Consider the following 20,548-nt stretch of genomic DNA (forward strand, 5'->3'; position numbering starts at 1 on the left):
ATTCGCTCCCTAGGATGGCCTGCATCTGCTTGATGAGGTCCGTCCATGAACCACTCCACTGCAACTGCCCTGAGCAACCCCGCGCGCCGATGAAAGTGCGGGGTGTCCAGAAGCGTTTTGGCGCCTTCACCGCCCTGGATAACGTGTCCCTGGACGTCGCGGCCGGCGAGCTGGTGTGCCTGCTGGGCCCGTCCGGCTGCGGCAAGACCACACTGCTGCGTTGCATCGCCGGCCTGGAGCGCCAGGATCAGGGCGAGTTGTACCTGGGGGATCGGGACGTTTCGCTGCTGGCACCGCAAGCCCGGGACTACGGGATTCTGTTCCAGTCCTACGCGCTGTTTCCCAACCTCACGGTGGAAGCCAACATCGCCTACGGCCTGGCCGGCAGCGGTCGTGAGCAAGTGCGCCAGCGCGTGGCGCAGATGCTGGAACTGGTGGGCCTGACTGGCAGCGAAAAGAAATACCCCAGCCAGCTTTCCGGCGGTCAGCAGCAGCGCGTAGCCCTGGCTCGCGCCCTGGCCCCGGCACCCTCACTGCTGTTGCTCGATGAGCCGATGTCGGCCCTGGATGCTCGGGTCCGCGAGCACCTGTGCACCGAGTTGCGCCAACTGCAACGGCGCTTGGGGATCACCACGTTGATGGTCACCCACAATCAGGACGAAGCCATGCTGATGGCCGACCGCATCGCCGTGATGAACAACGGCAAGGTCGAGCAGTACGCCACGCCCCAGGAGATCTACGACCGTCCCGCCACGCCCTTCGTCGCCGAGTTTGTCGGCCAGGGCAACTGGCTGCCTTTCAGCCGCAACAGTGACAGCCATGCCCAGGTAGGCGGGATGAATGTGCGCCTTGCCGAGAATTCGGCCAGGGCCGCTTCGGGTCGCCTGTTCTGCCGCCCGGAAGCCATCAGCGTGAACCCGCCGGTGCACGAGGAGAACCTGTTCCCGGCCAAGGTCCGCGACATCACCTTCCTCGGCAATCGCTGCCGCATGAGCTTCGAACTCGACCAATTGCCGGGGCACCCGTTGTTGGCCGAGCTGGCGCCGGAAGCCATGCCGCGCCTGGGTGGCCAGGCCATCTGGGTCGCCTTGCCGCCCCGCAGTCTCCAGGTGTTTGTCTGAGATGGCCGCTGAAATGACCCTGCCGCTGCCCGCCAAACGGGCGCGCCAGGCTTCCCGTGCCGAGTTCGGCGACCGGCTGTTCGTGGTCGGCGGCAAGTGGCTGTGGCTGTTGCTGCTGGGGATCGCCGTGCTGCTGCCGCTGCTGGCGATCTTCTGGCGTGGCTTCAGCGCCGAAGCCGGGCAGGGCGGTGGCTGGCTGGCGGCCCGTGAACTGGTGGCCAGCGCCAACTTCCACTGGTTGCTGGGCAACAGCCTGAAAGTTTCCCTGAGCGTGGCCGCCATCGTGGTGCCCCTGGCGTATCTGTTCGCCTACGCCCTGCAACGCACGCTGATTCCCGGAAAGAGCCTGTGGCGCGGCCTGTCGCTGCTGCCGCTGATGGCCCCGTCGATGCTGCCGGGCATTGCCCTGGTCTACCTGTTCGGCAACCAAGGGATGCTGCGTGGCCTGTTCACCGAGAACATCTACGGCTTCTGGGGCATCGTCCTTGGCGAAGTCATCTACACCTTTCCCCACGCCTTGATGATCCTGCTCTCGGCCCTGTCCCTGGCGGATGCGCGGCTGTTCGATGCGGCGTCGAGCATGGGCGCCAGCCCCGCCAAGGCGTTTCGCAGCATCACCTGGCCTGCCACCCGGCAAGCGGTGTTCGCCGCCTTCTGCCTGGTGTTCACCCTGACCATCACCGACTTCGGTGTGCCCGTGGTGGTGGGCGGTGATTATCAGGTCCTGGCCCTGGAAGCCTACAAGGCTGTGGTGGGCCAGCAGCAGTTCGGGCGCGGGGCCTTGATCGGCATGGTGCTGTTGCTGCCGGCGCTGTTCAGCTTCGGTGTCGATGCCTGGCTGCGCCGCCGTCACGGCGATTCCATGAGCGGCCGTGCCCAGGTATTCAAACCGGCAGCCTCGCGGCGACGCGACGCTTGCTACCTGGCCATCGTGCTGCTGATCTGCGCGGCCTTGTTGCTGGTGTTCGGCATGGCGGTGTATTCCTCCCTGGTGAAATTCTGGCCGTACAACCTGTCGCTGTCGCTGAACCACTACCAGTTCAACGACACCGCCGGTGGCGGCTGGCTGGCTTATCGCAACAGCCTGACCATGGCCTTGTGCACCGCGCTGATCGGCAGCGTGCTGATCTTCACGGGCGCCTACTTGATGGAGAAAACCTCCGGCCAGCGCGGCCTGAACCTGGCGCTGCGCATGCTCAGCTTCGTGCCCATGGCCGTGCCCGGTCTGGTGCTGGGCCTGGGCTACGTTTTCTTCTTCAACCTCAACGGCAACCCGCTGCATGTGTTCTACGGCAGCATGGCCCTGCTGGTGGTGTGCACCATCGCCCACTACCTGACCACCGCGCAGATGACCGCCACCACCGCCCTGCGCCAGCTGGATGCCGAGTTCGAGGCCGCCGCGCTGTCCCTCAAGGCGCCGCTGTATCGGCACTACCTGCGGGTCACCCTGCCGATTTGCCTGCCGGCGCTGCTGGACATTGTGCGTTACCTGTTCGTCTCGGCCATGACCACGGTGTCGGCGGCGATCTTCCTCTACAGCCCGGACACCATCCTTGCCGCCGTCGCCGTGCTGAACATGGACGACGCCGGCAACGTCGGCGGCGCCGCGGCGATGTCGACCTTGATCCTGTTCACCTCCGCCGGCGTCTCGCTGCTCCTGGCCTGGGCCTCCCGCGGGCTGCTGCGCCGCTCCCAGGCCTGGCGCCAGACCGCACCGGGCCACTGATGCCTTGCTCACTCACCCTCTGATCCGCACTCACTAAGGAACCGCACCATGTTCAAGCCCCTGGCTCTTGCCGCTGCCGTCCTCTCTGCTGTCAGCCTGAACGCCTTTGCTGCGAAAACCGAGCTGACGGTCTACACCGCCCTCGAAGCCGAACAATTGAAGTCCTACAAGCAGGCCTTCGAAAAGGCCAACCCGGACGTGGAGATCAAGTGGGTGCGTGATTCCACCGGGATCATCACCGCCAAGCTGCTGGCGGAAAAAGCCCGGCCACAGGCGGACGCGGTCTGGGGCCTGGCGGCTTCCAGCCTGGCGATCCTTGACCAGCAGGGCATGCTGCAAAGCTACGCGCCCAAGGACCTGGGCAAGATCGGCGGCAACTACCGCGATGCCGCCAACCCGCCGGCCTGGGTCGGCATGGACGTCTGGGCCGCGACCATCTGCTTCAACACCGTGGAGGCCGAAAAGCAGGGCCTGACCAAACCGGTGAGCTGGCAGGACCTGACCAAGCCCGAGTACAAGGGCAAGATCGTCATGCCTAACCCGGCGTCCTCGGGCACTGGCTTCCTTGATGTCAGCGCCTGGCTGCAGACCTTCGGCGAGAAACAGGGCTGGCAGTACATGGATGACCTGCACCAGAACATCGGCCAGTACGTCCACTCCGGTTCCAAGCCGTGCAAGCTGGCCGCCGCCGGTGAGTTCCCGATTGGTATTTCCTTTGAGTACCCGGCCGTGCAGCTCAAGCGCCAGGGTGCGCCGCTGGACATCGTCCTGCCGAAGGAAGGCCTGGGCTGGGAAATCGAAGCCACGGCGGTGATCAAGGGCACCCCCCATGAAGAGGCGGCGAAGAAGCTCGCCGACTTCTCTGCCAGCCCCGAAGCCATGGAGCTGTACAAGGAAAACTTCGCCGTGCTGGCCCAGCCCGGCATCGCCAAGCCGCAGACCGAACTGCCGGCGGACTACGAGCAGCGCCTGATCAAGAACGACTTTGCCTGGGCCTCGAAGAACCGCGACGAGATCCTCGCTGAATGGCGCAAGCGCTATGACGGCAAGTCGGAAAAGGTCGCCAAGCAGTAACCGATCAATCGCCTTCGCCGGCAAGCCGGCGAAGGCGCTTCCCCTCCAGGACACCCCTCATGACCCATCACAGCGATCTACTGATCGTCGGCGCCGGCATCCTCGGTCTGTCCCACGCCTATGCAGCCGCCAAGCGCGGTTTGCGGGTGCGGGTTTTCGAGCGCAGCGCCACGCCCCTGGGCGCCTCGGTGCGCAACTTCGGCCAGGCCCTGGTCACCGGCCAACCGCCGGGCATCATGCTGGAGCTGGCCCGCGCCAGCCGGGAGATCTGGGCCGACTGGCAACAGCTGGCGGGCCTGCCACTCAAGCGCAACGGTTCCTACCTGTTCGCCCGCAGTGAAGCCGAAGAGCATTTGCTGGAAGCCTTCTGTGCCGGACGTGCCCGCGAGCATGGCTATCGGGTTGAACTGCTTCAGGGCGCGGCCTTGAACGATCTGTATGGCGGCCAGTTCCGCCATCACCGCGCGGCACTCCACGGCTTGGACGACCAGCAGTTGTATTCCCGGGAAGCCATCCCGGCGTTGATCGACTACCTGCGGCGCGACCTGGGTGTGGCGTTTCACTTCTCGACCTTGGTGCGGGACATCGAGCCGGGGCAACTGCACAGCACCGCTGGGAGCTTCCGCGCGCCGCGCATTGTGCTGTGTTCGGGGCACGATTATCAGACCCTGCTGGCCGAGCAGATCGCCGCCTTGCAACCGCAGATCTGTCGCTTGCAGATGCTGCGCGCCCGGCCTCAGGCCAACCTGAACCTGCAACACGCGTTGCTCACCGGCTTGAGCTGCGTGCATTACGGGGCCTTTGCCGATTTGCCGGAAGCGGCGGCGGTGCAGGCGCAGATCCTCACTGAGGCGCCCCACTTGCACGAACACGGCATCCACCTGCTGATCAGCCCGACCCCTTATGGCGATTTGATCATCGGTGATTCCCACGATTACGGCAGGGATCCATCGCCGTTCAACGCCGAACAGGTGGATAACTGGTTGATCGAGCTGGCCGAACACACCCTGGGCTGCAAGGTCCAGGTGGTGGAGCGCTGGCAGGGTGTTTATGGCGCGCGCGGCCCGCGCCGTTCTCGTTCCTGGAGGCGGCGCCCGGGGTGCATGCGGCGCTGATGCACACCGGGGTGGGCATGAGCGTTGGCCCGGCGATGGCCGAGCGCAATATCGCCCGGGTGCTGGGGGAGGCGTGATGAACCGACAGCAACAGGTGATTGCCGAGGTGTTCGGCCTGTACGAGCGCTTTGGCGATTACGACTACATCGGCGAGCCGGTGTCGCAGATCGAGCACATGTCCCAGGCGGCGCAACTGGCCATCGCCGAAGGGTATGACGACGAAGTGGTGCTGGCCGCGTTCTTCCACGATATCGGGCACATCTGCCAGCAGGATGCCGAGAACATGGACGGTTTTGGCGTGGTCAGCCATGAGCGCCTGGGGGCGGATTATCTGCGCCGTGCCGGGTTCGGCGAGCGGCTGGTGCGGCTGGTGGAATACCACGTCCAGGCCAAGCGCTACCTGACCTTCAAAGACCCTGGCTACTACCAGCGCTTGAGCGAGGCCAGCCGACGGACCCTGGCGTACCAGGGCGGGGTGATGAGCGCAGCAGAGGCGGCTGCGTTCGAGCTAGATCCCTTGTGTGCGGTGAGCCTGCGCATGCGCCACTGGGACGAGCAGGCCAAGGACATGTGGGTGCCAGTGATGGACTTGCAGATCCTCAAGGACAAGGCCTTGGCTGTATTGGCTTGAGGGCCCTTACGGACCTTGTAGGAGCCGGCTTGCCGGCGAAGGCGATCTACGCCTCCACCACCAGGGTTTCAGCCAGCGCCTCGATCTGCTCCTGGCGCTCGGCCTGGCTCAGGCGCGCTTGGGGATTGAGGGATGACCACTGGGGATGGGCCCGGGCCTTGTTCAGGGCGTCGGGCAGTTTGCCCTCGCGCCAGCTTTTATCCTCGGGCGTGGCCAGTTGGATGTGTTCCATCGCCGCGTGCCCGCGCAGGTCCAGGGCCTGAACCAGTTGGCGTTGGCGCAGGGCCAAGAGGCGCAGCACGCTGTCATCCACGGTCAGCTCGCGCTGGCCCTTGAGCTTGCCCAGCAGGCGGCTGCCATAACTGCGGGCGGTTTGTAGCGCGCCGCCGGCAATGGCCCCGGCCAGGGCAGCGGCGCCCAGGGTCAGGCCGCCCACCAGCAAGTCCACGCCGGCTCCGGCTGCCGCGCCTGCGGCAATCCCACTGCCCACGCGCACCCCCAGTTGCTTGAGGGTTTCGGGGTTGAACAGGTCATCGCCCCAGCGCCCGTCCAGCAGCGGCAAGTCACGGGCTGCCGCATCCTCGGGGCGGAAGGCGTACAGCTTGAGCAGGGCCTCGACGCAGCGCTGTTCGCGTTGGCGAATGGTCTGGCGCAACTCGCTGATGGCGGCTTGTTCCAGGGCAGCATCGCTGACCACGCTGCGGCGGCAGGCGGCGCAGTCCACCAGCAGTTCGGCGATCAGCCGCGCGGCGCTGTGCCGGCGAGCCTGGCGCTGGGCTTGTTGATCGTCGATCAGCCGTTGCAGTTGCGGGCGGGCGCTTTCCAACAGCAGGGCCAGGCTTTCATACAGGCGCCGTTCACCGTCTTCCGGCGGCGCCACACTGTCGAACCGCACCAGGGCATGCAGGCCCAGGCGAGCCAGGGCTTCGCGCCAATCCGGCTCGCGGTGCTGGTCGCTGCTGACGAAGTTGAGCACCGGCAGCAAGGGTTTGCCGCAGCTGGCCAGCACTTGCAGCTCATCGCGGTACTTGGCTAGCACCGGCTCCCGGGCGTCGATCACGTAAAGGCCGGCATCGGAGGCCAGCAACTGGCGCAGGACCTTGGCTTCCTGTTCGAAGCGCTGCCGGGCTTCGCTGCCGTCGAGAAATCGCGCCAGCCGTGCCGGGCCATCCAGGCGTTCGCCGGGGCGATCCAGGCGTTCCAGGTAGTCCAGCAGGGCAATGGCGTCTTCCAGCCCGGGCGTGTCATACAGCTCCAGCAGGGCCTGGCCCTCCACCGACAAGCGCGCGCCTTCCACGTGTCGGGTGGTGCTCGGGCGATGGGAGACTTCGCCAAAGCCCACGTCCCGGGTCAGGGTGCGCAGCAGCGAGGTCTTGCCGACATTGGTGTGGCCGACCACCGCCAGTTTCAGCGGGGTGTTGCGGGCATCAGTCATGACCGGTCTCCAGCCAGTTGAGGGGGGCACAGTCGGCGAATGGCAGTTCCAGTTGTTGCAGGGCGGCGTGCCAATCCCCCAGGCGCTGGGCATCCAGGGCCTGGCCGGGGGGCGCTTGCAGCAGCCAGATACGGGTGGCGCTGGCATTGCGCGCCAGCTCCGCGATCAGCGCCAGGCTGCCGCGATCCGGCGAGCGTCGGGGGTCACAAGCGATGACCAGGCGGGCCGGAGGGAAGCGGTTCATCTGTTCCAGCAGCGTGAGCCGCGACTCGCGGCTGTCGAGGATTCCGGCGTCGCTCACGCCCGGCGGTAGGCTGGGTGGCCAGGGGTGTTGATCGTCCAGTTCGATGGCGACCAGCAAGGCCCCGGTGCTGTCCTCTCGGCCGGTGCCCGTGGCGATTTGCGGCAGCTGTTGCGGCGCGGCGTCGTTCACACCCAGGCGTTCACTGCTGGGCATCAGGCGTTCGCGCAACTGGCTGTAGCCTGGCAGCTTGAGGTCCAGTTGCAGGCGGGCCAGCCCGTGCTTCCAGCGCCAGCGGCAGAACAGCATCAGCACCAGGCGTGGCAGCACGCCGTAGATCAGCACCAGCACCACCAGCCAGATGGCCCAGGACTGGCGGATCAGCTCGGTGTTGTAGACGTCCCGGGTGCTGGCCTGGATGGTCGCCACGCTGGGGGCGCCGAGGCCTAGGCCCCGGGGCAGGGTGCTGAGGACGTTGGTAATGGCAACGAAGGCATCGGCGCCCAGCAGGGTGCTTTCCCAGACAAAGCTGTAGCGGTGGGTGGTCAGCAGCAACAGCAGCATGACCACGGCGCTGGACAGGGCCAGGCACCACAGGCCGTTGACCAGGGTGCCGAGGGCCCAGCGGTTGAGTTTGCGCCGTTGCAGCAACAGCAGCAGGGCCGGCGGCAATTGCGCGGCCTTGGCGTCGCGGGAGAACTTCTCGCTGAGCCACAGCCACAGGCGACCCAGGCTGGCGCCATGTTCACCGGCGAACAGCAGGCCCAGCAGCCAGCCCAGCAACAGGATCAGGTTGATGCCCAGCAAGCTGCCCAGGGCCCAGAACACATTCACCGGCTGCTGGGTATTGCCCAGGGCACTGAAGGCCAGGCCGGCGCCACTGAGCACGGCCAACACTGCCAAGACCAGCAAGGCCAGGCGCGCGCCTTGCAGCCAGTGCAGCAGGGCACTGTGCAGGCCGTCGCGCTGGGCCAGCCACAGGGCGCGGTGTTGGATGCGCGTGGCCAGGTCGCCGCCCTGGCTGCGGGCCAGGCGGTTGGCTTCCTGATCGTCCAGTGGCCCGGCGTGTTCTTCCCGCAGGCGCACGGTTTCGGTCAGCCACAGTCGTTGCAGGGGAGTCAGTGCAGTCACGCGTTATTCCATCGCTCAAAGGTGCGCTGAGCATAACTGCTGCAGCGGCGGTCGGGTGAAGTTGCCAGGCCCCGGCCCTCTGGTATCCTCGCCGGCATGAAAAAAACTCTCCCCCTCAGTCTGATCGCGGCCCTCGGTGAAAACCGCGTGATCGGCATCGACAACAGCATGCCCTGGCACTTGCCGGGGGATTTCAAATACTTCAAGGCCACCACCCTCGGCAAGCCGATCATCATGGGTCGCAAGACCTGGGATTCCCTCGGTCGCCCATTGCCGGGGCGCTTGAACATCGTGGTCAGTCGTCAGACCGATCTGGTGCTCGAAGGTGCCGAGGTTTTTCCGTCCTTGGAGGCCGCCGTCGAGCGCGCCGAAGCCTGGGCCCTGGAGCAGGGCGTGGAGGAACTGATGTTGATCGGCGGCGCCCAGTTATATGCCCAGGGCCTGGAGCAGGCGGATCGCCTGTACCTGACGCGGGTAGCACTGAGCCCGGAAGGGGATGCCTGGTTTCCAGCGTTCGATCTGGACCAATGGCAATTGGTGTCGGACGTACCGAATCCGTCGGAAGGGGACAAACCGGCGTACAGCTTTGAGGTGTGGGAGAGGAGCTGAAAGACACAAGCCGTAAGCCGTAAGCGGCAAGTAGAAGCTGACGGGCTCGTTCTTGCAGCTTGTGGCTTACAGCTTGCTGCTGTTTTTTTACGCCTGCTTCAACTCCGAATGCTCATCGGCGTCCAGCAGCGCTTTGTCGGTTTGCTGCATCACCTGGCTGGTGATGGCGCCGGCGGTTATCGAGCCGCTGACGTTCAGCGCGGTGCGGCCCATGTCGATCAGGGGCTCCACGGAAATCAGCAAGGCCACCAGAGACACCGGCAAGCCCATGGCCGGCAGCACGATCAGCGCGGCAAAGGTCGCGCCCCCGCCCACACCGGCCACACCGGCCGAACTCAAGGTCACAATCGCCACCAGGGTGGCAATCCACAGCGGGTCCAGGGGGTTGATGCCCACCGTGGGCGCCACCATCACCGCGAGCATCGCCGGGTACAGGCCGGCACAGCCGTTCTGGCCAATGGTCGCGCCGAACGAGGCGGCGAAGCTGGCGATGGACGATGGGATGCCCAGGCGCTGGGTCTGGGCTTCGATGCTCAGCGGGATGGTCGCGGCGCTGGAGCGGCTGGTGAAGGCGAAGGTCAGCACCGGCCAGATCTTGCGGAAAAAGCGCAGCGGGTTGATCCCCGCCAGGGCCACCAGCAGGCCGTGGACCACGAACATCAGGCCCAGGCCCAGGTACGACACCAGCACAAAACTGCCGAGCTTGATGATGTCCTGCAGGTTCGAACCGGCCACCACCTTGGTCATCAGCGCCAGCACGCCATAGGGCGTGAGCTTCATCACCAGGCGCACCAGGCGGGTGACCCAAGCTTGCAGGGTGTCGATGGCATTGAGCACTTTCTGGCCTTTGTCGGCATCGTCCTTGAGCAACTGCAAGGCGGCGACCCCGAGGAAGGCGGCGAAGATCACCACGCTGATGATCGAGGTGGGCTTGGCCCGGGCCAGGTCGGCAAAGGGGTTCTGCGGAATGAACGACAGCAGCAGCTGCGGCACGTTGAGGTCGGCGACCTTGCCCGCGTAGTCACTCTGGATCACTTGCAGGCGGGCCATTTCCTGGGTCCCCGCCACCAGCCCTTCGGCGGTCAGGCCGAACAGGTTGGTCAGGCTGATGCCCACCAGCGCCGCGATGGCGGTGGTGAACAGCAGGGTGCCGATGGTCAGGAAGCTGATTTTGCCCAGGGACGAGGCGTTGTGCAGGCGCGCCACGGCGCTGAGGATCGAGGCGAACACCAGCGGGATGACGATCATTTGCAGCAACTGAACGTAACCGTTGCCCACCAGGTCGAACCAGCCGATGGAGGCTTTGAGCACCGGGTTGCCAGCGCCGTAGATGGCGTGCAACGCCGCGCCGAAGAGCACCCCGAGCACCAGGGCCAAGAGCACTTTTTTGGCCAGGCTCCAGGAGCTGTGGCGGGTTTGTGCCAGGCCCAGCAACAGGGCGAGGAACACCAGCAGATTGAGGATCAGCGGCAGATTCATTGAGGCTCCGATAAGAGGTGTGCCCATCGCGTGTGCCCGCGAGGGCGAACCGGAAACTCTAACAGCTTGATATATAAAGAATTAATAACGAGATTGAATAGCCCCTGTCGTTTTTGGAATAAGCCGTTGACGCCCAGGCACATGCGGTTGGCGCTCAGGGGAAACAGGCGGTCGTGTGCAGACGAGGACTGTCACACGGATTTGTTAGCGTCGAACGCTTTCACTCAGGGAGAAAATATCGATGAAACGTACTCCGAAATTCCTGGCGGTTGCACTCTGCCTGGGCCTCGCCGGCCAGGCCTTTGCCACCGAGTTGAAACACTGGCCGCAGGAGCAGGCCAAGCAGTTGGACGCGATGATCGCGGCCAATGCCAACAAGGGTAACTACGCGGTGTTCGACATGGACAACACCAGTTACCGCTACGACCTCGAAGAGTCCTTGCTGCCCTTTATGGAGAACAAGGGCCTGATCACCCGGGAAACCCTCGACCCGTCCCTCAAGCTGATGCCCTTCAAGGACACCGCCGAGCACAAGGAGAGCCTGTTCAGCTACTACTACCGCCTGTGTGAAGTCGACGACATGGTCTGCTACCCCTGGGTCGCCCAGGTGTTCTCGGGCTTCACCCTCAAGGAACTCAAGGGCTATGTCGACGAGTTGATGGCGTCGGGCAAGCCGGTGTCGAGCACCTACTACGACGGCGACGTGGTCAAGACCATCGAGGTCAACCCGCCCAAGGTCTTCACCGGCCAGACCGAGCTGTACAACAAGCTGATGGAGAACGGCATCGAGGTCTATGTGATGACCGCCGCCTCCGAAGAGCTGGTGCGCATGGTCGCCTCCGATCCCAAGTACGGTTACAACGTCAAACCGCAGAACGTGATCGGCGTGACCACCCTGCTCAAGGACCGCAAGACCGGCGAGCTGACCACCGCGCGCAAGCAGATCAGCAACGGCAAGTATGACGAGAAGGCCAACCTCGGCCTGGAACTGACCCCTTACCTGTGGACCCCGGCGACCTGGATGGCCGGCAAGCACGCGGCGATCCTGACTTACATCGACGAGTGGAAAAAACCGGTGCTGGTGGGCGGCGACACCCCGACCAGCGACGGTTACATGCTGTTCCACGATGTGGACGTGGCCAAGGGCGGCATTCACCTGTGGATCAACCGCAAGGACAAGTACATGACCCAGCTCAACGGCATGATGGCCAAGCACGCCGCTGCCCAGGCCAAGGAAGGGCTGCCCGTCACCGCCGACAAGAACTGGGTCATCGTCAAACCTGAAGACATCCAGTAACCACCCCGGCCCACCCATGTAGAAGCCGGCTTGCCGGCGATAAGGCCCTCGTATTTGGCGCTGCCCTCGGGGGCGCCATCGCTGGCAAGCCAGCTCCTACAGGGGGGAGAATGTTTCAACTTGTGACAGATAAAGGCCCTCTGCCATAATCGCCGCCGCTTAACGCCGCGGCTTGTTCCTTGCGTGCTGGGCTCCCTTCCGACTGCGCGTAATGGAATACGTTGTGAGCTACCTCTCGATCGAATTCGGCCTCTGCTTCATCCTGTTCTTTGTCCTGTATTGGAGCCTGTGCTGGAGTCTGCGTTTGCAGAACCTGCTGTTGCTGGCGGCCAGTTACGGCATCCTCGCCAGTTTCAGCCTGGACTTCCTCTACATCCTGCTGGGCTACAGCGCCCTGGTGTACGGGCTTGGCCACCTGGCTCGGTGTTACCCCGGACGCACTTTCGTCAACGGCTTGATCCTGCTGCTGGTGCTCGGTTGCTTCTACCTGTTCAAGTACCAGGACTTCTTTACCAGCAGCGTGCAGGCCGGCCTGGCCCAGTTCGGGCTTGAAGTGTCACTGCCGTTGCTGGAAGTGCTGCTGCCGGTGGGACTGTCGTTCTACACCTTCCATTCGGTCAGCTACCTGGTGTCGATCAACCGGGGCGAGATGCAACCCGGCTCACCCCTGGACCTGGCCCTGTACCTGGCGTTCTTCCCCAGCCTGATCGCCGGCCCGGTGAACCGCGCCAGCCACATGCTGCCGCAGATTCGTCCGCCGCAACTGCGTGAGGTGTTGGAACCCCAACGCGCCCTGGGCTTGATCGCCCTGGCGGTGGTGAAGCTGTTTTTCCTCAGTTCCTGGCTGGCCAACGAATGGGTCGACCCGGTGTTCGACAGCCCGGTGAGCTTCAGCGCCGAACAGATCCTGCGCAGCGTCTACGGCTATTCGTTCCTGATCTACTTCAACTTCAGCGGCTACACCGACCTGGTGACTGGCATTGCCCTGTTGCTGGGCTTTCGCCTGCCGCAGAACTTCAACTACCCCTACGCCGCGCGCAACCTCAAAGAATTCTGGGGGCGCTGGCACATCAGCCTGTCGACCTTTATCCGCGACTACGTCTACATCCCCCTGGGGGGCAATCGCCGTGGCGTATGGCGTGGCAACCTGAACATGCTGCTGGCCATGCTGATTTCCGGGCTGTGGCACGGCGCCAGCGCCAACTTCATTATCTGGGGCGCGCTGCACGGTGTCGGGTTGGCGCTCTACAAACTCTGCAGTTCCTGGTTGCCGGAGCGCTCGAGTGGCCTGGTCGGCGACCTGTTGGCGCGCCTGCTGACTTTCCACTACGTGGCCTTGGCCTGGATCTTCTTCCGCTGCGCCACCTTCAGCGACGCCCTGGACATGTTCGCCGGCCTGGGCGGCCTGTCCCTGGCCGGGCTGGCCCGTGACGGTGCGGTGTTGTTGGGCTGCCTGCTGTTCGTGGCCTTCTACCCCCTTGTCGTGGCGCTGCTGCGCCGGGTGTTCGAGGCCAGTACCCGCCTGCCGTGGCTGCTGTATCCGCTGCCGGTGGGGCTGTTTATAGGTTTGGTCATTTTTGCTTCACCGTCGGGCGTGCCGGGGTTTATCTATGCCAGTTTCTAAGCGTTCTTCCTTGCTGCGCCGCCACACCGGCGCCGCCAAAGTGCTGTACGCCATCCTGGTCATCAGCCTGATGCTGTTCTGGTTCAACCAGAACTCCATTCGCCTGTACTGCCAGCAGAAGTATCACGACGGCTGTGACATCCCGGCGCTGTCGCAAAACCCCGAGTGGCGCCTGGGGGCCCAACTCAACCAGCAGTTGGAGGAGGCCCGCGTGGCCTTCTTCGGCCGTTTCGACGTGAACCTGATGGCCCAGGCGCAGGCCGCGTCCGAGGATGAACCCCTGGCGCCGTTGCCGAGCCTGGCGGTCGAGCCTGAGCCGCAGCCCGAGCCGCAGCATGAAGCTGGCCATCAAGCCGCGCATCAAGCGACACACGAGCCGACACACGAGACCGTGCCGGTCGCCCATGGGCTGCCTGCGCCGGACGTCGAAGCGCCGGCGCCGGCCACCGTTGTGGAGACCTCGCACCCGGCACCTCCGGCCCTGCCGCTGGTGGTCACCCTGGCGGAAGGTGATGAAGTGTTTTTTGTCGGCGACTCGCTGATGCAGGGCGTGGCGCCACACATGGCCAACACCCTGCGCAAACGCTACAACGTGAAAAGCACCAACCTCAGCCGGCAGAGCACCGGGCTGGCCTACCCCAACTTCTTCAACTGGCCCAAGACGGTCGAGAGCACCTTGGCGGCCAACCCGAAGATCCGCCTGATGGTGATTTTCCTGGGCCCCAACGACCCTTGGGACATGCCCGATGGCAAAGGCAAGCCGTTCTTGCGCTTCAAACACCCGGACTGGGAAGTGGCCTACCGGCAACGCATCGACTCGATCCTCGACGTTGCCCGTGACCGCGGCGTGCAGGTGATCTGGGTCGGCCCGCCGAACATGGAAAAAGCCAAGCTGTCGGCGGCTATGGCGTACTTGAATGAGCTCTATAAAAGCCAGATCGAGCTTTACCACCAGCACTTTGTCTCGGCCAACCGGATCCTGGGCTATGAAAACGACACGTTTTCCTATTACCTGACCGCCAACGGCCAGAAGAAGGTCAAGACCCGCGTTGACGACGGCATCCATTTCACCCCCACGGGGCAGAAGTTGATCGCCGAGGGGGTGCTGTCCCTGATCCAATTTCCCACCCCACAATTGACGGAGCACTGACATGGGCCGACTGCAGGGCGTCGCGCTGTTGCTGAGCATTACTTTGCTGTGCAGCTGCAGCCCGACTGCCGAAGTCCAGGCGACGCCGGCCACGCTCCAGGGCAAGGCAGGAGCGAGTGCGAAGAAACCTCAACCGGTGCTGGGCAGTGACCCCAACCTCGCGGGCCTGGCGCGCAAACTCAAGACCTCTGACCGCACGCCTATCAGCATTGTCCAGTTGGGCGATTCGCACACGGCGGCCGATCTGTTCAGCGGCGAAATGCGCCGGTTGCTGCAAGCCCAATACGGTGATGGCGGCATCGGTTTCATTGCCGCAACACCGGTGCCCGGTACGCGCTATGAGCGGGTGATCCTCAACGTTGCCAAGCGCCAATGGTCGCTGGTGTCGGCGCGCAATCAACAAAGCAACCAGTTCCCCCTGGGCGGCTACCTGTCATTGCCGATGACCCCGGGCGCCCGGGTCAACATCGCCGAACGCCAGCCCAGCACCCAGCAATATCGGATCTCCGCGCTGTACTCGGCCACCAGCAACAGCAGCCTGAATGCCCGGGACAACCGCAACAAGGCCAGCCGCATGCTCGCCGCGACCGGTGGGCAATGGCGCTTCAGCCCGCCGTTCAACAACCTGACATTGCCGGCAGACTTCAGCGTCGGCAGTGACCAGGGGCTGGCCCTGGGCGGTTGGAACATCCTCGCCCAGAAGAGCGCCGGGGTGATTTATTCGTCCCTGGGCATCAACGGCGCCCGACTGGACGTGCAAGACAAGTGGCAGCCGGGCTGGATGGACAGTCTCAAGGCACTGCGCCCGGACATGGTGGTGCTGGCCTATGGCACCAACGAGGCCTTTGATGACGACCTGGACCTGGCCCTGTACCGCAGCCAGTTGCAGGACAAGGTCAACCTGCTGCGCCAGAACCTGCCCAAGGCGGTGATTGTGCTGGTGGGCCCGCCGGACTCGATCAAGCGCCGCGGCGCCGGCAGCTGCGCCGCCGCTCAGCCCCAGCCGTTGCGCCAGGTGATTCAGATCCAGAAGGACATGGCCCAGCGCAACCGCACACTGTTCTGGGACTGGCAGGCCTTTATGGGCGGTGATTGCTCCATCCGCCAATGGCAGGCCAGCGAGCTGGCGCGCAATGACCTGGTGCACCTGAGCGCCGAGGGTTACCGCAAAAGCGCCGACGGTTTGTACCGCTACCTGCGCGGACAACTGGGCGAACGCATGCCCTAAGCCTTGTGGGCGCTGGCTTGCCAACGATTGGCGCTCGGCTTGAGGGTTTATCGCCGGCAAGCCGGCTCCTACGCAGGGGTGTGTTCAGGTGATGGTTGCTGAAAAAAAATGCCCCGCACTTGGCGGGGCATTTTCATTTCCGGGCGGGGGCGATCACAGGCCGTCGAGCATGGCCTTGTTGCGCACGGCGCCCTTGTCGGCGCTGGTGGCCAGCAGGGCGTAGGCCTTCAACGCGGTCGTCACTTTACGTGGACGCTTCTCGACCGGTTTCCAGCCTTTCTTGTCCTGCTCGATCCGGCGTGCGGCCAGCTCTTCGTCGCTGATCAACAGGTTGATCGAGCGGTTCGGAATGTCGATCAGTACCTTGTCGCCGTCCTGCACCAGGCCGATGGCACCGCCAGCAGCGGCTTCTGGAGACGCGTGGCCGATGGACAGGCCCGAGGTGCCGCCAGAGAAACGGCCGTCGGTCAGCAGGGCACAGGCTTTGCCCAGCCCCTTGGACTTCAGGTACGACGTCGGGTACAGCATTTCCTGCATGCCCGGGCCGCCTTTCGGGCCTTCGTAACGGATGATCACGATGTCGCCGGCCTTCACTTCGTCGGCGAGGATGCCGCGCACGGCGCTGTCCTGGCTTTCGAAGATCTTGGCGTTGCCTTCGAACACGTGGATCGACTCGTCGACGCCAGCGGTTTTCACCACGCAGCCGTCCAGGGCAATGTTGCCGTAGAGCACGGCCAGGCCGCCTTCTTTGGAGTAGGCGTGTTCGACGCTGCGGATGCAGCCGTTTTCACGGTCGTCGTCCAGGGTTTCCCAACGGGTCGACTGGCTGAATGCGGTCTGGGTCGGGATGCCTGCCGGGCCAGCCTTGAAGAAGTGATGCACGGCTTCGTCGGTGGTCTGGGTGATGTCCCACTTGGCGATGCCTTCGGCCATGGAGGTGCTGTGCACGGTCGGCAGGTCGGTGTGCAGCAGGCCGCCGCGGGCCAGGGAACCGAGGATGCTGAAGATGCCGCCGGCGCGGTGCACGTCTTCCATGTGGTACTTCTGGATGTTCGGCGCGACTTTGCACAGTTGCGGCACGTGGCGCGAAAGACGGTCGATGTCGCGCAGGTCGAAATCGATCTCGGCTTCCTGGGCGGCGGCCAGCAAGTGCAGGATGGTGTTGGTGGAACCGCCCATGGCGATGTCCAGGGTCATGGCGTTTTCGAACGCCTTGAAGTTGGCGATGTTGCGCGGCAACACCGACACATCGTTGTCGCCGTAGTAGCGCTTGCACAGCTCGACAATGGTGCGCCCGGCCTGCAGGAACAGCTGCTCGCGGTCGCTGTGGGTGGCCAGGGTCGAACCGTTGCCCGGCAGGGCGAGCCCCAAGGCTTCCACCAGGCAGTTCATCGAGTTGGCGGTGAACATGCCGGAGCACGAACCGCACGTCGGGCAGGCGCTGCGCTCGTACTCGGCAACCTTCTCGTCAGAAGCGCTGGAGTCGGCGGCGATCACCATGGCGTCCACCAGGTCGAGTCCGTGGGACGCGAGCTTGGTCTTGCCGGCTTCCATTGGGCCGCCAGAAACGAAGATCACCGGGATGTTCAGGCGCAGGGCGGCCATCAGCATGCCAGGGGTGATCTTGTCGCAGTTGGAGATGCAGACGATGGCGTCGGCGCAGTGGGCGTTGACCATGTACTCGACGGAGTCGGCGATGATCTCGCGGCTCGGCAGCGAATACAGCATGCCGTCGTGGCCCATGGCGATGCCGTCGTCCACGGCGATGGTGTTGAATTCCTTGGCCACGCCACCGGCCCGTTCGATTTCCCGGGCGACCAGTTGGCCCAGGTCTTTCAGGTGCACGTGGCCCGGTACGAACTGGGTGAAGGAGTTGGCAATGGCGATGATCGGCTTCTTGAAGTCGTCATCTTTCATCCCCGTGGCGCGCCACAGTGCGCGGGCGCCGGCCATGTTGCGGCCGTGGGTGGATGTTTTCGAGCGGTAATCAGGCATGGAGCACTCCGGGCGGCTAATCAGGGAACAAATGGGGAGTGAGCTTCTATTGACCTTGGGAACACTCAGAAATGGCCGTGTGTCCGAAAGCTGCCGATGACGCCGCGGGATCGCCGCGCGCCTCAGCCTGAGCTCATAAACCCGCCGGGGGATGAATGGCGATGAATCCGGCGATTCTACACCGCTGGCGTCAGGAAGGAACGTTGTGGCCGCTCTGCGGTTTGCGATCGCCTGCTGCCGGGTGGTGGGACGCTGGGTTAGACTGCGCGCCCCCCGATCACACTCCAATGGAACTGGAATGTCTGCGACGCTTCGAACCTTGAGATTTTACCTGGCCATGGGGCTGACCCAGGGCTTGCTTTTGATGGCTGTCTGGCTCTCCAACACCCTGTCCGGCGGGGTCATGGCCGCGAGCAGCGCGGGGCTGTTGATGGGTGGCTGCCTGCTGCAACTGCTGCCGGAGCGTCGCGGCCATGGGCGGACCTGGTTGGCGGCGGGGGGCTTGGCCCTGGTGGTGGCAGGCCTGGTCCTGGCGTGTCGCGGGTTGCCGTTGACCTTACCGGTGCTCAACAGCGTGGCGGCTGGCCTGGTCCTGCTGACCCTGATCAGTGCGGCCGTGTTGCCCGGGCTGGCGCACTTCTGGCGGCGTTTTTTGGGGCTCGGGCTATGGGTGGCACTGGCCTTGCCATTGCCCTGGCTCGCCCAGGCCCTGTTCAAAGCCTGGACCCGCAGCCATTACCGCGACCCGTTCAAGGGCGGTTGGGAGGGGCTGGTGTTCTTTGCCGGGCCAACCCTGGCGTTCTCCCTGGGCCTGTTCCTGATCGGCCTGTGCGGTGCTGCGGTGTTACGGCGTCACACTATGGCGGCGAGCCACTAGTGCTGCCTGTCTTCACAAAAGGATTTGCAATGCCCGTGCTGAATCGCTCCCTGTTGTTCTATATCGCCATCGCTCTGGTCCAGGGGGCGCTGCTGAGCGTCAGTCTGTCCTTGCGCCGGATCGAATTCTATACCTTCGTCGGCACGCTGGCGGTGGTGGCCGGGATCAACCTGCAACTGCTCGGCAATGACGTGCGCCAGCGTGGCACCTGGGTTCTGGTCGTTGGCTTGAGCCTGTTGCTGGCCGGGCTGTCCGGTTGGGTAATGATCCACGATGCCTACGGCTGGATGGGGAGCCTCTGGCCGTTCATGTGGCTGGTGCTGACCTACATCGGCACCGCGTTTATCCTCAGTTGGCCGACTCGCGAGGGCCATCGCCCGCGTTATCAAGATCTGTTCCGACATGCCTGGAACAATGCGTTCATCGTGCTCCTGGCGCTGCTGGTGACCCTGGCTTTCAGCCTGCTGCTGTGGTTGTGCGGGCGTCTGTTCAGCATTCTTGGCGTGCCCCAGCTGGGCGATCTGTTTACCTCGTCGTACTTCCTCTGTTTCAGCCTGCCCCTGTTTTTCTCCCTGGGCATGCGCATGGGCCGTGAAAACGAAAAGGTCATTGGCCTGCTGCGGGGCATCCTGCTGACGGTGTGCCGTTATTTGTTGCCGCTCAGCGCGCTGATCACCGTGATTTTCAGCCTGGCGTTGGTGTTCAGTGGCCTGCAGCCGATCTGGGCCACGGGCTATTCGACGCCAATCCTGCTGGTGCTGGTGGGTTCGGTGCTGCTGTTGCTCAATGGTGTGTTCCAGGACGGTCGGCAAGCCCTGCCTTATCCGCGCCCGTTGTTGCGCCTGGTTGAACTGAGCCTGCTGTGCCTGCCGTTGCTGGCGGGGTTGGCGACTTACTCCAGCTGGTTGCGCGTCGAGCAATATGGCTTGTCCCCGCAACGATTCCTGGGCGTGCTGCTGACGCTGGTGGTGGGCGCCTATGCCTTGGCGGCCGCCTGGGCGGTGGTGTTGCGCTCCCAGCCCTGGCTCAACAGCCTGCGCATCAGTAACCCGTTGTTGGCGGTGCTTTGCTGTGCCCTGTTGCTGGCGCTGAATACGCCGCTGCTCAATCCCCTGCGGCTGAGCGCCGAGGATCAAGTTGGGCGCCTGCGGTCGGGCGCCCTCAAGCCGGAAGCCTTCGATGTCCGGGCCTTGCGGTTTGACCTGGGCAAGCCCGGCGAGCAGGCGTTCGAGGCCTTGCGGGCCGATCTGGAACAGGAGCGCATCCTGGACGCCGATGGGCGTGAGGCCTTGCGCAGGCGGATCGGCGTTGAGGCCCAGAGTTATAAGGAGCAATACACCGAGGAGCAAGCACGGCGGCGGCAATTGCCCCTGGAGTGGCTGGGGCCCAAGCCGCCAGGCAGCGAGCAGTTTGTCGAACTCAGCCTGGAATCCGGTTCCCCGTGCGAGACCCATGGCTGTGCCCTGTGGGCGGTGGACCTGGACTTGGACGGGCAAGCCGAAGTGGTTGCCCTGGCCCTTGAGGTAACCGCCGACACCGAGAGTTCGTCGCGCATTTATGCCCGGCGCGAGGATGGCCTCTGGGTGGAAAACGGCGAGCTGCTTTGGGGCCAGATGCGCGGCGTCATGGACGTGAAGGTGCTGATCGAAGACATTCGCAAAGGCCGGGTCAAGGTGACCCAGCCGCGTTATCAGCAATTGCAGTCCAGCGACATGTTGCTCACGCCGTTGCTGCGCGAGTAATGGATTGAGGCCGCCACACTGGCGGTCGATGGTTTAAGCACCTGGCTCCCCTTGCGTGGGGCCGGTGCTGGTC

General features: G+C 64.3%; 15 protein-coding genes and 1 pseudogene. 12 read left to right on the plus strand and 4 right to left on the minus strand.

Annotated elements, in window-relative coordinates; genetic code table 11:
- Positions 1-32 precede the first annotated feature (32 nt).
- The 5 genes and pseudogenes from M1B35_RS18330 (at position 33) to M1B35_RS18350 (ending at position 5,667) form a co-directional block, all read left to right on the plus strand.
- On the plus strand, positions 33-1,121 hold the full coding sequence (locus M1B35_RS18330) for a putative 2-aminoethylphosphonate ABC transporter ATP-binding protein (protein ID WP_425273424.1): 1,089 nt from the start codon (positions 33-35) through the stop codon (positions 1,119-1,121).
- A 1-nt stretch (position 1,122) separates the two neighbouring features.
- On the plus strand, positions 1,123-2,847 hold the full coding sequence (locus M1B35_RS18335; RefSeq protein ID WP_268262705.1) for a putative 2-aminoethylphosphonate ABC transporter permease subunit: 1,725 nt from the start codon (positions 1,123-1,125) through the stop codon (positions 2,845-2,847).
- A 48-nt stretch (positions 2,848-2,895) separates the two neighbouring features.
- Positions 2,896-3,921, plus strand: a complete 1,026-nt coding sequence (locus tag M1B35_RS18340; protein ID WP_123327675.1) for a putative 2-aminoethylphosphonate ABC transporter substrate-binding protein — start codon at positions 2,896-2,898, stop codon at positions 3,919-3,921.
- A 59-nt stretch (positions 3,922-3,980) separates the two neighbouring features.
- Positions 3,981-5,113, plus strand: a pseudogene (locus M1B35_RS18345) (TIGR03364 family FAD-dependent oxidoreductase).
- Positions 5,113-5,667 (plus strand): phosphonate degradation HD-domain oxygenase, encoded by a 555-nt coding sequence (locus tag M1B35_RS18350; RefSeq protein WP_123327673.1) that lies wholly within the window; start codon positions 5,113-5,115, stop codon positions 5,665-5,667. The pseudogene M1B35_RS18345 and the gene M1B35_RS18350 overlap by 1 nt, the downstream one beginning before the upstream one ends.
- A 46-nt stretch (positions 5,668-5,713) precedes the next feature.
- Here M1B35_RS18350 and M1B35_RS18355 read toward each other — a convergent pair whose 3' ends face one another.
- Both M1B35_RS18355 and M1B35_RS18360 read right to left on the minus strand, forming a co-directional pair.
- Positions 5,714-7,102, minus strand: a complete 1,389-nt coding sequence (locus M1B35_RS18355) for a GTPase/DUF3482 domain-containing protein (RefSeq protein WP_268262706.1) — start codon at positions 7,100-7,102, stop codon at positions 5,714-5,716.
- The gene (locus M1B35_RS18360; RefSeq protein ID WP_268262707.1) at positions 7,095-8,474 is read right to left on the minus strand and encodes a DUF2868 domain-containing protein; all 1,380 of its coding nucleotides are present in this window, start codon (positions 8,472-8,474) and stop codon (positions 7,095-7,097) included. The genes M1B35_RS18355 and M1B35_RS18360 overlap by 8 nt, the downstream gene beginning before the upstream one ends.
- Before the next feature lie 96 nt (positions 8,475-8,570).
- Between M1B35_RS18360 and M1B35_RS18365 the strand changes: the two genes are divergently transcribed.
- Positions 8,571-9,083 (plus strand): dihydrofolate reductase, encoded by a 513-nt coding sequence (locus tag M1B35_RS18365; RefSeq protein WP_268262708.1) that lies wholly within the window; start codon positions 8,571-8,573, stop codon positions 9,081-9,083.
- An 87-nt stretch (positions 9,084-9,170) separates the two neighbouring features.
- Here the strand turns inward: M1B35_RS18365 and M1B35_RS18370 are convergent, their stop codons facing one another.
- Positions 9,171-10,562 carry an L-cystine transporter gene (locus M1B35_RS18370; RefSeq protein WP_123327669.1) on the minus strand — a complete coding sequence of 464 codons (1,392 nt, stop codon included), beginning with the start codon at positions 10,560-10,562 and terminating at the stop codon, positions 9,171-9,173.
- A gap of 241 nt (positions 10,563-10,803) precedes the next feature.
- On the opposite strand from M1B35_RS18370, the gene M1B35_RS18375 reads away from it, so the two are divergent.
- The 4 genes from M1B35_RS18375 (at position 10,804) to M1B35_RS18390 (ending at position 15,861) form a co-directional block, all read left to right on the plus strand.
- A complete protein-coding gene (locus M1B35_RS18375) occupies positions 10,804-11,859 on the plus strand; it encodes an HAD family hydrolase (RefSeq protein WP_123327668.1) in 1,056 nt (351 codons plus the stop codon).
- Positions 11,860-12,082: 223 nt separating this feature from the next.
- The gene (locus tag M1B35_RS18380; RefSeq protein ID WP_268262709.1) at positions 12,083-13,483 is read left to right on the plus strand and encodes an MBOAT family O-acyltransferase; all 1,401 of its coding nucleotides are present in this window, start codon (positions 12,083-12,085) and stop codon (positions 13,481-13,483) included.
- Positions 13,470-14,633, plus strand: a complete 1,164-nt coding sequence (locus M1B35_RS18385; protein ID WP_268262710.1) for an SGNH/GDSL hydrolase family protein — start codon at positions 13,470-13,472, stop codon at positions 14,631-14,633. The genes M1B35_RS18380 and M1B35_RS18385 overlap by 14 nt, the downstream gene beginning before the upstream one ends.
- Position 14,634: 1 nt before the next feature.
- The gene (locus M1B35_RS18390; protein WP_268262711.1) at positions 14,635-15,861 is read left to right on the plus strand and encodes an SGNH/GDSL hydrolase family protein; all 1,227 of its coding nucleotides are present in this window, start codon (positions 14,635-14,637) and stop codon (positions 15,859-15,861) included.
- 153 nt (positions 15,862-16,014) lie between these two features.
- On the opposite strand, the gene ilvD is transcribed toward M1B35_RS18390, so the two are convergent.
- Positions 16,015-17,856 carry a dihydroxy-acid dehydratase gene (ilvD, locus tag M1B35_RS18395; protein ID WP_123327664.1) on the minus strand — a complete coding sequence of 614 codons (1,842 nt, stop codon included), beginning with the start codon at positions 17,854-17,856 and terminating at the stop codon, positions 16,015-16,017.
- A 298-nt stretch (positions 17,857-18,154) separates the two neighbouring features.
- Here ilvD and M1B35_RS18400 point away from each other — a divergent pair, with 298 nt between their 5' ends.
- A complete protein-coding gene (locus M1B35_RS18400; protein ID WP_268262712.1) occupies positions 18,155-18,733 on the plus strand; it encodes a hypothetical protein in 579 nt (192 codons plus the stop codon).
- 29 nt (positions 18,734-18,762) lie between these two features.
- A complete protein-coding gene (locus tag M1B35_RS18405; protein ID WP_268262713.1) occupies positions 18,763-20,475 on the plus strand; it encodes a DUF4153 domain-containing protein in 1,713 nt (570 codons plus the stop codon).
- The last annotated feature ends 73 nt before the right edge of the window (positions 20,476-20,548 follow it).

Origin of the sequence: Pseudomonas morbosilactucae, assembly GCF_023241665.1 — a bacterium.
Taxonomy (GTDB): domain Bacteria; phylum Pseudomonadota; class Gammaproteobacteria; order Pseudomonadales; family Pseudomonadaceae; genus Aquipseudomonas; species Aquipseudomonas morbosilactucae.